The organism is Providencia sp. 21OH12SH02B-Prov, assembly GCF_027362595.1.
Classification (GTDB): domain Bacteria; phylum Pseudomonadota; class Gammaproteobacteria; order Enterobacterales; family Enterobacteriaceae; genus Providencia; species Providencia zhejiangensis.
The window spans coordinates 2923035-2936796 of the sequence record NZ_CP114796.1 but is presented as its reverse complement, the minus strand read 5'-3'; the positions used below and the strand labels follow the sequence as shown (position 1 = coordinate 2936796).

9 protein-coding genes and 1 pseudogene are annotated in these 13762 nt (G+C 41.6%); all 10 read right to left on the bottom strand.

From position 1 onward, the window contains the following. Window positions 1-23 precede the first annotated feature (23 nt). Window positions 24-1634, bottom strand: a complete 1611-nt coding sequence (gene tssA / locus O7C57_RS13815) for a type VI secretion system protein TssA (protein WP_154623925.1) — start codon at window positions 1632-1634, stop codon at window positions 24-26. 20 nt (window positions 1635-1654) lie between these two features. Continuing rightward, the gene (locus O7C57_RS13810; protein WP_269723245.1) at window positions 1655-5023 is read right to left on the bottom strand and encodes an ImcF-related family protein; all 3369 of its coding nucleotides are present in this window, start codon (window positions 5021-5023) and stop codon (window positions 1655-1657) included. After that, the gene (locus tag O7C57_RS13805) at window positions 5010-6140 is read right to left on the bottom strand and encodes a hypothetical protein (protein ID WP_154623927.1); all 1131 of its coding nucleotides are present in this window, start codon (window positions 6138-6140) and stop codon (window positions 5010-5012) included. The genes O7C57_RS13810 and O7C57_RS13805 overlap by 14 nt, the downstream gene beginning before the upstream one ends. Further along, entirely contained in the window at window positions 6137-6394 is a 258-nt protein-coding gene (locus O7C57_RS13800) for a PAAR domain-containing protein (protein WP_154623928.1), read from the bottom strand. Before O7C57_RS13800 ends, O7C57_RS13805 begins: the two co-directional genes overlap by 4 nt. Before the next feature lie 5 nt (window positions 6395-6399). Beyond that, window positions 6400-8871 carry a T6SS phospholipase effector Tle1-like catalytic domain-containing protein gene (locus tag O7C57_RS13795; RefSeq protein ID WP_269723244.1) on the bottom strand — a complete coding sequence of 824 codons (2472 nt, stop codon included), beginning with the start codon at window positions 8869-8871 and terminating at the stop codon, window positions 6400-6402. Continuing rightward, complete coding sequence (locus O7C57_RS13790) at window positions 8859-9401, bottom strand: DUF3304 domain-containing protein (RefSeq protein WP_154623930.1); 543 nt, start codon at window positions 9399-9401, stop codon at window positions 8859-8861. The genes O7C57_RS13795 and O7C57_RS13790 overlap by 13 nt, the downstream gene beginning before the upstream one ends. Continuing rightward, a pseudogene (locus O7C57_RS13785) lies at window positions 9389-9499 on the bottom strand (hypothetical protein); the annotation flags it as partial. The gene O7C57_RS13790 and the pseudogene O7C57_RS13785, both read right to left, overlap by 13 nt. A gap of 39 nt (window positions 9500-9538) precedes the next feature. Next, window positions 9539-10327: a DUF4123 domain-containing protein gene (locus O7C57_RS13780; RefSeq protein WP_230085870.1), complete on the bottom strand. Its 789-nt coding sequence runs from the start codon at window positions 10325-10327 to the stop codon at window positions 9539-9541. Window positions 10328-10582: 255 nt separating this feature from the next. Beyond that, window positions 10583-13183, bottom strand: a complete 2601-nt coding sequence (locus O7C57_RS13775) for a T6SS phospholipase effector Tle1-like catalytic domain-containing protein (RefSeq protein ID WP_154623932.1) — start codon at window positions 13181-13183, stop codon at window positions 10583-10585. Then, a complete protein-coding gene (locus tag O7C57_RS13770; protein ID WP_154623933.1) occupies window positions 13168-13665 on the bottom strand; it encodes a DUF3304 domain-containing protein in 498 nt (165 codons plus the stop codon). The genes O7C57_RS13775 and O7C57_RS13770 overlap by 16 nt, the downstream gene beginning before the upstream one ends. Between the last annotated feature and the right edge of the window lie 97 nt (window positions 13666-13762).

Genomic DNA, 13762 nt, shown 5'->3' with positions numbered 1-13762 from the left:
CATCAAGTTTAATAGTGTTAATTTTAAGGATAAAGTACGAGTGCTCTCACGGGGTCTAACCGTGTTAATTGAGCGAGTAAATCTGTCATTTGATGATGTAAGTCGGCTTTATCTGGGGTGTTACGTTGGCATTTTCCTCGTAGTAAATGTAACTGGCGCGCTTTGATTTCGAAAATAAAATGAGGTTCCCAATCAGAAAGGTGCATTTGTTCAGCGCGATGGTCTAATTCTCGCAGTAAATTCAAGGCTAAATCATGGCGAGCAAATTGCTCTGCGACTCTTGCCATCACCAGCTGCAATAACCATTTTTGGCGGGAGGTTTGTATATGCGGACGAGACATTAACCACGCTAAAGCGGCCTCCACGCCTTCCATGTCGGCTTGGGTTAAGGCTTCTTGTTCTAACGCAAATATGGAACCGTTATCCCCTTCATCGGTATCTTGAGTGGGTATATGGTGTAGGGATTGCATATTCTCTTCAAGGATATGTTGTTTGATCCAAGCTAATGTGACTTCATCGGCAAAAGGAGTGCCATCTTCCCAAGCGAGATTTTCTAATCCAGGCAAACGAAGTAAAAATTGTTTTAAATCAGACGCAATCACGTCCGCCCAACCATCCCAAGGTGCAGGTGATTTACTCAATGCTTGATGTAAATACCACTGCACATCTAACCAAAAATGGTTAACACCCTCGGCAAATAATCGGTCAGCTTGCTCAGTTAGCTCTAGCCAATTTTGTTGTAAATATAAACGTTTTAATTGCGCTCTGGCATCTGAGCGTGGAGGGGCAAGTCGAGTACAACCTTGCTGATTTTGAGGAGGAGACTGGTGTAGGGTATCCCAACGTACTGATTTCATCAGTCGATGACCGGATAGCCAACCATTGGGTTGGTTACGTAGATAATTCGCTAATACTTTAGCTTGGTCCAGTAACTCTCGACCCGATTGGATAGGGGCAATTGTGCTGATGCCTGAAGCCGTTTGTTTGGAGGATATATTTTCAGCAGCTTTGATATTCTGCGGAACAACAGTATTCGCTCCCCCCGATTGGGCGAGTCGGTTTTCCAATGCTCGTAGTAGTGGACTGAGGTTAGGGCGACTCGCTTCATCCCATGCCGTAAATTCTTCAGTAATAGCTCCAAGTAGTGCGACGATGCGAGAAAACTCGTTGCTATCCACTTCAGGGTAGAGAGACAAGCTATCAATAACACGTTGACCTGCAAGCCATTCAATGGCTAATTTCCGACTATTTGGGCGGCTTGGTAATAAGGTATCATGGTAACGGCGAAGTAACCCCGCGAGTAAACCTAATCCGTCGGCTAAACCTTTTTCGCCTTCTCGATGTAATCGCGCCCAAACGTAGTAAGTAACAACACGTACATCCTTACACCTGTTAGTCAGAAGATTTTCGGCAAGGGAACAAATCAATTCGGTATCTGATCCTGACAGTTTATTGACTTCTTCTTTCATGCGTTCGAAGTCATCATCATAGCCAGGATCTTCTCCAATTGGCTTTTCGGGAGTAATAGGCAGTAACCAGCGTTCCCACAACACAACTTGTTGTTCTACTAATTGATCCGCAGCAAGTGGGTTACCTGTAAAGCAGGCTGTGCGTAATGCAGTCATTAAAGGCATGTAACAATTTCCTATTAGGACTAATCCAAGAAGATTTTTTCTGGCAGTACAAAGTTGCGAAGTTTTAATAATGCCAGTGGGCCTTGGCCCATTTCAGTGCGAAGTTGATAATTGAGCGTGCTACCATCAGGTGTTTTCCATGTCACAGTATAGCTACTGGTGCTTCCCGCATAGGGGGCAACATGGGCAGTTTCAAGTAAACGAATAAAACCCCATACTCCAGGGTAATCGCCATAGAGTCGTGTTCCCGTCGAAGTCGCCATCCAAGAAAGTGATGCACCGGACGCAACTGTATCGGCAGGCCACACAAAGCGTTGCCATTGCGGGAATTGGTTATCGTAGGTAAGTTTTTGCTTATCAATCACCAATATGGTTTGCATCACCTGTTTACTAGTTCCCGGACGTAGCTCAAAATAGAGGCGTGCTTCTCCATTGGCGAAGGCTACATCGCCTAATTCAGTGAGCGTGTTTAACGCTTTCAAAAATGCGGGATTAAAGTGTAGCCCTTGCGCATTAGTACTATTTGGCACCCAGTGATTCCCTTCTTTACGTAAAACGCCTTGCAAACGAGTTTCTAAGAAGCGCTGAATACGGCCACTGTCAGGGCGCAGGTATTGTGCCATCAAAGGCAAAGAAATATTACTTTGGGTCTCTTTGAGTGGGTAGCGCCCACCAAAGGCGTTATTCCATTCATTGACAATGGCATTTTTCCATTCGCTATTGATGCCTTGAGCGGTTGGTGTCAGTAATTGTTGCCAAGCTTGGGTCATAGGTTCCACTAACAGTGCATCACCAAAACTTTGCCACTCTTGTCCAAAACTGGCGGCTATCAAGCTACCCATATCTCGTGTTTCGGAAAAATCAACGCTTTTTCCTTCTAAAATGCTTTGAGCAAAGGATTGGGACATCGCTTGTGGATCGGGGGCATTGACCACTTGCTGTAGTTTTAATCGTACGCGAGTGATACGGGTTAAATAGGCTTGCAAACTGAGGTTATCGCCAGCTTGAGAGTTGGCTTGCGGCTCGACAAAGTTCAGAATGGGAGCGAAGGTGTTTTCCAATGGTCCCGTAAACTCGGCTTTTTGGCTGATTACCGGTTTTTGTTCTTTGTTGAGAAGTTCTTTAGCTGAGTTGACAAAAGAGTCAGCCAGTTTTTCTGTTTGACGCCCAGTTTTACCTTGGTAAGCAAGGGTATTCATCAGTGCAATTACGGGGGACTGGCGAACATCGCTCATTAATGAGAGTTGGTCAATGGTATCGGATAGGCTTTCGGTATGTCGCCATTGCAGACTGTTCAAAAAGTTTAACCAGCTGCTTGAAAAATCGGCAAAATAACGCTCAGTTAGCTGCTGTTTGAGAACTTCTGGGGAAACCTCTTGGCTCAGTTCGTGCTGGCTATCACTCAGTACCCAATCAATTTCATTGCGGCGCGATTCGACAGTTTTTATGATTGCTGGCTCAATGGACTCTTCCCACGCTTTGCGGGTGAAAATTCCTGGTACAAACTCTTCAGTAGTTAATAAGAAGCTAACATCGGTATCGCCAGTCATATCATTTAATGTCATATCAGGGAATTGATGTTGTGCTTGCAAAAGCACCTTTTGATATAACGAGGCACTTTCGCTACGTTGGCCGATTTGTCGAATGAGCAACGTACGACTTTGATTGATAAGGTTATTATTAGATTTTAATTGCCACTCAGGATGTTGGAGTAGCTGCTGGGCATAGAACATTAACAACTCTTTTCCGAGTGTGTGCCATTCTCCTTCATTCATTCCTTTAGGTGCGGGAAGGTTAGTCAGAACGCTGTTGGTGAAAAAAGTCGGATCCATACGCTCTGGTGTACTCATCATTAGATAAGTTTTTAAATCTTGATACGCACTTTGAGTGGCTTGGCGACGTTCATCACTATTAGGTGATAATTGGGCATAGGCTTGTAATCGTTGCTCAAGTTGCTGGCGGATATTATCTCGCAGAGGAGGGAGTACTGTTTGCTGATACAGTGGCCATAAATGGGCTAATAGTGGCTGATTACTGTTTAGCCCAAAATGGAGCCAGAAAGGCACAGAAGTTTGTTCGCGATGATTGAGTAAACCTAGGGTTTGCTGAAAATCATACTGGGCTTTGAGGCGTTCAGTTTCCGGTAATTGGCCGTTAGCGGCGATGCTCGCGCTTTGGTAGCTCTCTTCGATAAGCTGGCGATTGGCGAAGTAAGAGACGATCATGCCCGCGCCCCACAAGGTCATGGCAGTGGCGGCACCGTATTGAACGAGACGTTTCTTATCAACACCTAAAGAAGCGGGTTGTAAAGCTGCTGCCAGTTCAGATTGCACATTTAACCAGCTTCTCCAACGGATATCAGGATGCCAGCTATTAGGTAAACGTTGCTGATTGGCGCGGCTGATCGAAGGGCTAAATGCGATCCCCGAAAAAGGCAGTGTACGTAATTGTGTATTGAGCGGCGCTAATGCAGTGGCGAGTTGTTGGCTTCCTCCAGCTTGTAAAAATTGTGCTAAAGCAAGCAGGTATGTGTGTTTTTGTTCACGTAGTAACGCTTGAGTTCCGTTAACGATTAATGCAGGAATGAGGCTTAGCAGGCTGGGTGAAAGTGATTCAGCAGACATATTAGGCTCAGTCATACAGAGGATGGAAGGGGTTTCTGCTGCACTAAGGGATTGTTGTTGATCGCTGACACTCCAAACCCAGACAGGGGCGCGCCAACCTAACGTTTGAAAGAGGTTTTGGATAGTCCGCCCCGCGTTATGAGCTGTAGCAGTATTCAGGTTGGTGAAGTTAATTTTGTTGTCTAAAAGTTGAGATGAAATGCTGTTTTCTGTCACCCAAATAACGCCATTGAGCGGGCGACGTCGACGCAGCTGTTTGAGGGTATTCAATCGCTCAGTGTCTACCGAACTACCAATATCCCCACCGTAGATAAGCAAGGTACCATCACACTCTTGCCAGATTTCTTGCGTCAGGCTAGGGGCAAGTTTTTCGACGGCGGAGTGGGAGCCGATAAGGTAAATAATAGAAAGTTTATGCAGGCTAGATCGACCGTATACTTGTTTTAACGTCTGCAACATCTCATTGGGTGTATTATTATCATTAGATTTTTTTAACCATTTATATTTATGCAGAAATGGTGTTATTGACGACAGAGATATTCGTCGTACAAAGAATAAATAGATCGGGGAAATTAAGAGTAAGACTAACCAAGAAATAACTGAATACAAGAAAATTGATTTATTAGAATATTGCGTTACAAAGTAGTCGTTACCGATTAAGGAATAAAAGCTACCAGCCAATATCACTATTACAGTAATTACCAGTAAATAACTAATAATTAATGTACTTATTGGGACAGGATTGTTTATTTTATTTTTGCTCATGACGAGAAATAACTCCAGCAAAGTGTTTACTATCAATGATATTTGAGGTCCATCCACAAGAATCGACGGAGTTTTGTATACAGTGCATAACGCCCTGTGAGATGGCTAAAAAAGGCGATGCGAGGGAGATGTCACCGTAGTAACGTGACAGGTTATTATCAACACTGTTCCAGTCGCTAGATGTAAATGCCTCTGCGCTTTTATGATCCATTGAAATAGTGAGAGTTGGTGCTGATGCTAACCCCGCATAGCGTTTTAATTGAGATGTGAGGCCAGAAACGCTTTCATTATCACAATCAATAGATTCACAACGGTGGATAGCATAATTCCCCGTATTGCCGATTAACCAAAGAAAACCACTTTCAGATTGGACTACACGTTCGGAGTCATCATTGAGGTTGCTACCCGCGATAATTAACTTTTCATCATTATGGTGATTTTCATAATGGTAATCGATAATGTCGTCTATATCTTCGATTGAGTGAATCAGCTTTTTAGAAATAGGCGAAGCCCTATATTGTTCATCAAATAAATTCGAAAAGATATTCAGAGTCGATTTTGAACCCAACCAGTAAATGTATTTAATGTCTAAATTAGAGACTGAATATTTTTTTTCCAATTCACTGAATAATAATTTAGCCAGCATTTTGTCTTTATTTTCTTTATCACCAATCAAAAGAGGGGTATATAAAACTTCTGTGTTATCATTAATTTTAGGCAGTGGTGGTACTGTTTTATTTAGAATTAACATTGCCCAATCCATCTGATTACTACCCAAACAACCAATAACGATAGTATCTATAATAGGTAAGTATTTTGATTGATAATCCCACCACATACTTTCATCTTTTTCAATTGACACAAGATAAATATTTTTATTGTAGGTGCGTATTTGGTAAATAAAGTAATAAATAGAAAATATCAATAGATATACAAGAATGGGTAAAATAAAGCTGATAATCCAAAATAGTGTTGTTTTATTGGGGATGTCTTTGGGCCAAAAAATATTAGTGATAAGCAATGAAACAGAGACGATAACAAGGATACCTTGTCCCCAGCGTTTCCAATTAATCGGGGGGACATTGGGTGGTTCAGGGTAGTAAGGAGGCATTCTCATGGTTTGATATCCATCATTGCAAGGGAGCTGACCAGTGTGCAGCCACACGCACAGCGATGCCCATCTAACGCAACAGGACTGCCGTTCATCGATGATCCCGATGTCCCTTCCACGATGGTGGTGTGCCCATGGCGGTTGCACTTCGCACTATCGCCAACACAGGCAATGGGTTTACCAAAAGCAAGGTATTTCCCCGTCAAAACGTTTCCGCCGTAAGGTTTTAATGTATCGCCGACGCGAATAATGTTTTTCATTGCAATTACCCTACCTTTAAGAGTTTATTAGGATCAACAGATTGGCTAAGCGTATCAATGATTCCTTGTGAATAGTTATACGCGGTTTGGGCTTGTGTTATTTTCAACACCTTGCTGGTATCTCGGGTGGGTTGAAACAATTCAGCGGCATTATCAATGAAAGGAATGCTCAGACCAGTAGCGATATCAATCACTTCATATTCTAATGAAAGCAGTCCAACGGTGCCGCTAATGCCTCCGAGTACGCCTTTAATGTCTTTTTGTTTAACCGTATAAATGGCACCACCAACAAGAGTTGCAACCCCAATTAATTGTCCTGCAAGCGCAATTGGTGATAGTGATTTATTGGTTTCATTACCTGAATAGATCATTCTATAGCGAAAATACCCAGCCCACGGTTCACGAGTGCCTAGCTCAAAATGCATAAACCATGCACGAGAATCGTGAATTTGGTCGTCAAATAAAGCACTAACAAGGATCAAATCTGGTGATGTTTTAACAGGAAAACCGCGTCCATTATCATAAATATTATCCCCTGACTTTTTCATTCGATCATATTCAAGGCGTTCATCATCGGAATTGAGTAAATACATGGTGTATTTAAATAATGTATCAATAGGGAAGTCGAATGTACTGGTATGTTGACGAATTTTTCCGTCATAATCGTGCTTAAATTCGGTGGCTGCTTCTGATATTTGGGTTTTATCGCGTTTGCTTTCGAAAAGGGGAGGGCCCGCTAAATTATCAAATCCAAAATCAACAGGTTCTATACGCTTTTCGTTTGTCTCTGCATCTATCACTTCATGTGTAATGATATTACCTCTATCATCAGTCACTGGGAAAGAAAATCCTTCTTTACCCATGTCTTTAGCTTTTTTTTGTAAATCAATTTTGTGTTTTTGTTCAGCTGCGCTTTTGGCTTTCTCATCTTTGATATTTTTTACTGAGATATCGCTTTCTATTGGCCACTCCTCTGAGCTTTGGTAAAAAGGCAGACTGAGGTAGCGTCCTTTTGCATAGCGATCAATGCGCCATGCAGTCATCCAAGCCATTTGGTTTTCAATGATTTGTTCTAAATGGGCTCCCAGCTTTTCAGCGGTATATTCAATAGGGGGATTACCTGTATTACCTAGTTTTAATGTCATAGTGCGCCATGCGTTAAATCGGATGACTAGAACAGGGTTAATTTTAAATAGTTGTGCTGTTTTAGGCGCCATTGGAGGAACTAGCGGAGTGTTATCAATCTTGAGAGGAAGGACCTCGGTGGTTGCAGCGCACAGGGGGGCTCCTGCTTTAAAAGCCTCTGCATACATATCGTGTAGAACAATCTGTGACAGCAGATAGTCATCTCCTTCACGGGCTTTCCCTTGGTCATTAAGGGGGTAACCTCCGCCTACGTCAGAATGCATTCCTGGGTAAACTACCTCAATGGTATTGGGTGGATAGGCTCGGTGCCCTTTGCTAAAACCCTCTTTAATTTGTGGTCGACGCACAGTATCAAGTGGAAAACATAGTCTCTGCTCATGAGCTGCAACAAAATGACGACAACAACGTACAAAGTCAGGGTAGCGTTTTTCATCGGGTAATTGTTGGGTGCCATTCGCCCAATCAAAATGTCCTGTAAATGCGGGAACTAAATGCACAATACCGACGGAAGGCACAGTATCTAAAATGCCTAAAAATTCGATGGATAACGGTAGGTTAGCGAGGGTTTGTTGGGGTAACACAGCTCCTTTGGGGGTGTCTAAGTCAAATAACTGCGCCACCCAATGGATAAATGCCCGAGCTTCAGCTGCACCCCGTGAAAAGCCGTAAACATACAGTTTAATGGCTAAGGCTTTCGGCTTTTGACTTAATAGCTCCCCAATTTTTTCAGCCTGTAACAGGTTTGCAATCACTTGTTTACGGCTAGTTTCTCCATCTAAAGGCCAGACGGTCGCCATTTTATCTAAGGATGCTCTTAAGGTATCGTTAGTGAGTTTTTCTTTGCCTGCGGAAAGGTAAAGGCTATTTACTAACATCAATAAGGCCCAATTAATGCGGTTTTCGCCCCCAGTGGCAAAAGTTAAGCCGTTGCTGGAAAAATTGTATTCGCCAATTTCGGGAAATGCGGTGCCCACGCCGGTCATATAATATTTAAAATATTCGCGCATTTTGATTTTAGGCTTATTATCATCACTGTAAGTGGCCTCAAAAAGCCGAGCAATATTGGTGGGATGAGGCGGGTTGGCAATTTCAAGGTCATTTTTTTTGTTATTGTTAGTGCCATCAAAAAAGAAACTGATATGCAAGGTTTTGCTGCAGCTTGTGCCTAAGTTGGCATTATGGCGTTGGTTATTTTCGATGTCAAAGGCCATTTGTTCTTTTTGGCGCAGTAGATAGTTAGCCTCTAGTTGTTTGCGTGAAAGTTCTAATCTACCATCCAAAGGAAACTCGGGAGGACCCCAAGCAGGTTGTGCGTTGGTTATTTCGGACATACGGCAGGCTCCTTCATGTCCATCGGTTCGTTAATGGGGTAACCATCAGAACCATAACTTTTACAAGATGTGGTTACTTTGACTTGATTGCAGGGTAAAAAATGTACATCTAAGCCACAGGCCGTTTTACTGTCATACTCTGGGATCGGTACACTGACTTCATGTTGGGTACTGTAGCGTTCGAGTTCAGCCTCCCATCGCTTATAAGCTTCTACTTGACTAAATTTAGGCATTGGCGACAATTTGCTTGTATCCAAGCTTTCCCATTTTATTCTGGCCTGAAGGCCGGGAGCCCATTTGGCAGGGAGTAGCACACAACATTGTACCCCACCGACACTAGCACTCGAGCCATTGACTGAAAATGAGGTAATGCTGCCTTGTGTATGGTTATAGCCACTAAGTCCAGCTGCCATGGGGTGGTTTGTACTGGCGGCGAAAGAACAACCGGAGAGCATCAAAACCAGAGTGCAGAGGGTCGTTGCGATAGTTCCTTGTATAATCATTAGTCGTGAGAGGGTTATTTCGGGCATACGGCAGGCTCCTTCATATTAATCGGTTCTTTAATCGAATATTCAGGGTCAAGGTTGCTATAACAAGAGGTGGTCACTTTGGCTTGGTTGCAGAGCAAAATAAATTTATGAAATCTCAAGACGATACAATCCTTTTGTTACGACTGCAGTGTATGTGATGCAGGAAGATTCTGGAGAATATAATCATTGGTATTACCAATAAAATCACTTTCATAAGCTTGCAGTGAAAGGGAATAAAGTAACTCAAAGTTTTCCTCACGAGTTAAATGGGGATTTTCAAAGTTTGTTAAAGACATTAACTTGATAGCATCACTGATGCAGCCAATTTTAGTGAGCTGTTTACTATCAATTGTGAGTGTAGGAGGCGTTAGCTTTTCAATGTCAGTAGAGAAATCACCTTGTAACCAGCTCATTTCTCCATCTTTGTCTATCCAGCTCCACATATAGGCGAGTTGGCTGAAATAACGACCTTCTTGAACATTTAAAACGCGCTTAATCAGTTCAGGAAAAATACGGGGATCATAAAAGCGTAAAATTCCGGTTCGATTTTCCCAATTAAATTCAATCAATGCCTGTAAAAACCTCGCAAGGGTATCGAAAGGTAATAAAGAAATAACCACCAGAATTCGTGATGAATGGTAGTGGTGAGCCAAAATTTCTGTTAAGAGAATTACATGTAAATCGTTATCCCATTTAAAACGAATAAGTAGGGGAGAGTCATCAATAAATGCTTCTTCTGGCAGACCTGTGAATAGGGAAAACCAATTTATGTCAGTATCTAATGTTCTCAATGCTGGAATTAGTGGGGACTGCATGCCTGCTTGGTCAATGATAATATCAATATAGCTATTTTGGGCTTGGACACTCATGGAGTGTAATTTTTCTAACCAAGAGTTGGCTAACTCTTGAGACTCATTATTTTTCATATCATTCACGGGTCATCACTCCTACCGTATTTTGATGTGCCTTTTGCAAACATTCTTTACAAATAGACTGTGGTAAATCGGGTAATAGGAAATCTTGGACTTGGGGACCATCCCATACATGTTGGTCTTTCAGATTTATATGGCTCGCATTCATACTAATATGTCGCCACTGGCAATGTGCATTTCACCCATACGTTGGGAATTTAAGTAATAGCCTTTAAGAAGAACCGAAATTATGAATGAGTAATATAAAGGTTATTTTTCAGCAATAGCCTGTAATGCTTGTCGAGTCTCGTTATATTCGGCTTCTTTTTGTTGTTCTATCATAGACTGAACTTGCTGTTGAATAAGATAAGTTGGTGAGGGACGCTGATTTGTATCAACATTAATCTCTTTTCCTGTAGATAAGTCAATTAATATAGCACCATGAAGCGGTTTGTAACCGATGCCAATCGAATCAGAAGCTAAATATCCATAATAACCATAGATGTTGTTTTGACTAACGATTAGCTGCATAGATTTACTTGATTTTTCTCCAAAATAAATCATTCTAGATAAAAAATAGCTAGCAAAAGGTTCTCGTATACCAAGTTCAGAATGCATAAACCATGCTCTCGAATCATGTACTTGGTCATCAAACATTTTAATAATATTTGTAAGGTGGGTATCCTTTTGCATGGTGTACATTTGTGGGGATATTAATCGTTGAAAAACGCTCATGCTAATAGCCTTTAAGCTAATAAACTCTTGGTGCTCATTCTGGTTTGTAAAATGAAAGACTAATTTATTTACATTCCCTTTTTGATTTTGAACGAGATGGGTTAATTCTGGGTACATACCTGAACCCGGTAAGGTATACATTGGATAGGTTGTGCATTCTCGATGTTTATTTCCAAGGTAAGCTTTTGTGATGCCTTCATATTGCTTGCAATATTCCTGGGTGGCTCGCCAAGACAAATTAAGTAGTGGCTTTTCTCGTTCCCGTTCTTCAAAATCCGCTTTAAACTCTAAAGAAGCTTCCCAAAATTGCCCTCTGGCATTGGTAGCATCAAAAAGAGGAGAACCAATACTATTATCATCTGGTTTCCAGTTATCTAAATCAGATATGACTTTTTTTTGCTCATCTCTGTTTTTTGCTTGTTCCGTTATTTTTATTTCATTCTTTGTGAATTGTTCTGCAAAAGCATCGATAGCTTGAGTAGGAAATGCTGACTCATAAGGTTGTGCCGAAATATTTTCATGTTGAGGAGCATGCTGGAAGAAATCCTGATGAATCAAATTAGCACTATCTTCGCGTGGTGAGGCATAGCGACCAATTCGCCATGCGGTGATCAAAATAAGTTGGATTTCCATGACATACTCTAAATCTCCACGAGCAAAACGTTGGGGATGAAAAGTACGAGTAGTGGAATTTTGTTGGGCTGGTGATTGTTCTGGAAGTGTATACTCTAGCCATGAATTAAAACGCTCAGTTAATTGAGCGGAGATTTCAAATTCATCCCTTATATTTGCATCCATGACTCTAAATGAATGTTGCTTTGCTAAATCAGGTAATTGGGCAAAACAGTCTGATCTAATTGCCAAAGGGGCTCCTGCATCGATTGCAGCAGCATACATATCATGTAATGCTATTTGTGAGAGCAACTCCTCACTTCCATTTCGAGCTTTACCTTGATCGTTAGGTGGATATCCCCCCCCAATATCAGAATGCATGCCGGGATAAATGATTTCCACAGTATTGGGGGGATAATGACCCTCAGGGGTTCTAATCGAATCAACAGTGAAGCATAATCGTTGTTCATGAGCAGCAACAAGATGACAACAATTTTTTACGAGTGATGATTTGGGTAGCTGTTGAGTGCCGTATGCCCAACCATTATGCCCAGTGACTCCCGGGGCCATGTTGGCAAGACCAACGGCAGCGACAGTATCAAATAGCCCTAAGAATTCCACAGAAACAGGAATACCATAGAGAGTGCCCAAAGGAACATACGACAAACCAGATTTTTGCTTTTTGGTATAAAAATTATTGAGGCTATCATGGTGGTATTTAATAAATTTATCCAACCAATACACAAATGTTCGTGCTTCTGCGGCTCCGCGAGAGAAACCATAAATATAAATTTTTAAGGCAATAATTTTAGGCTTTCTATTAATATTTCGTTTTAATCCTGCTAATAGTCTAGCAAGCTCTTTCATTGGTTGGTATGGAGATTCAGAGAAGATAGTTGTTGAGTGATAGTTTGTATTTGAACTCATTTTTTTTAGGGCAGAACGCATTTGGGATAATGTTAATTCATTACCCGTAGTGGCATGATAGAGCGTATTACAAACCTGTAGTAACCCCCAACTGATCCTTGCTTCACCACCTGCAGCAAAAGTTAACCCTTCACTGTAATATTCATAGGTGCCAATATCTGGAAAGGGTGTTCCAACCCCTGGAATATAATAACTATAAAATCCTTTATCTCTCGCTTCGACATTATCAGGTGAACATGCATGATAAAGTTTAGCAACATTTGATGGGTGAGGAAGAAAACCTTCTTTAACCGTATCTTCGGTGTCATTTTTATCATTATTATTGGTACCATCAAAAAATAAACTAATATGCACGGTTTTACAGCATGGGGCACTGTTCGTTTCTTTTGCCCTTTTTTGATAAACGATTTCCTTATCAATTATTTTTTCATAATTAGTAATAAGCTGCTCTTTGGTTAGCGCTAAACGACCCTGATTAGGGAACGGAGGAGGGGCCCAACAAGGATCACCTTGAGAGTGAGCTGGACGGATAGCAAGATACTTTGCTGATTCTTCTTCAATTATCTCAATAAGTGTTGAATTTATTTTGTTGGGCATACAGTAGGTTCCTCCATTTTAGAGGGTTCATTGATGGGATAATCAGGATGGCCCCATGATTTGCAAGATAACGTCACCTTTACTTCCTGACAGGGTAAAAAATGAACTTTCATACTGCAAGGTTCATCATATTTGGGAACCTCTACCATTTTGCTGTAGTGACGATAATTGTCTTTATGCTGTTTTATATAATCCTGATAAGTCGGGTCATTGAACTCTGGTACATCAGTGGCATAGGCATCAGGGTCAACTTCCCATTCAACCAATACTTTTTGTCCAGGTGCCCATTTAGCAGGCACCATGATGCAACAAGTACCGCCCCCGCCTCGACCATACGCGCCGTTGACTTTAAACCAGTTAACGGAGGTGCCTTTGACATGGTTAAATCCGTGTAAATTGCCTGCAAGATATTCATCTTTTTTTTCGCAGCCGATAAGAAGTTGTGTGGCAGTGAGGAGCAGAAATAATACGAAGGGTTTCATTAAAGCTTTTCGATATTCTCCATTATTTATATTAAGATATATTTTATGCTTATTTTTCATCTTATTTATACCCACATTTGCAATCAATTTTATCGGA

Bases quoted from the DNA above. Each gene is read 5' to 3' on its own strand.
- tssA (WP_154623925.1), bottom strand. From the start codon at position 1,634: ATGCCTTTAATGACTGCATTACGCACAGCCTGCTTTACAGGTAACCCA.
- O7C57_RS13810 (WP_269723245.1), bottom strand. From the start codon at position 5,023: ATGAGCAAAAATAAAATAAACAATCCTGTCCCAATAAGTACATTAATT.
- O7C57_RS13805 (WP_154623927.1), bottom strand. From the start codon at position 6,140: ATGAGAATGCCTCCTTACTACCCTGAACCACCCAATGTCCCCCCGATT.
- O7C57_RS13800 (WP_154623928.1), bottom strand. From the start codon at position 6,394: ATGAAAAACATTATTCGCGTCGGCGATACATTAAAACCTTACGGCGGA.
- O7C57_RS13795 (WP_269723244.1), bottom strand. From the start codon at position 8,871: ATGTCCGAAATAACCAACGCACAACCTGCTTGGGGTCCTCCCGAGTTT.
- O7C57_RS13790 (WP_154623930.1), bottom strand. From the start codon at position 9,401: ATGCCCGAAATAACCCTCTCACGACTAATGATTATACAAGGAACTATC.
- O7C57_RS13780 (WP_230085870.1), bottom strand. From the start codon at position 10,327: ATGAAAAATAATGAGTCTCAAGAGTTAGCCAACTCTTGGTTAGAAAAA.
- O7C57_RS13775 (WP_154623932.1), bottom strand. From the start codon at position 13,183: ATGCCCAACAAAATAAATTCAACACTTATTGAGATAATTGAAGAAGAA.
- O7C57_RS13770 (WP_154623933.1), bottom strand. From the start codon at position 13,665: ATGAAACCCTTCGTATTATTTCTGCTCCTCACTGCCACACAACTTCTT.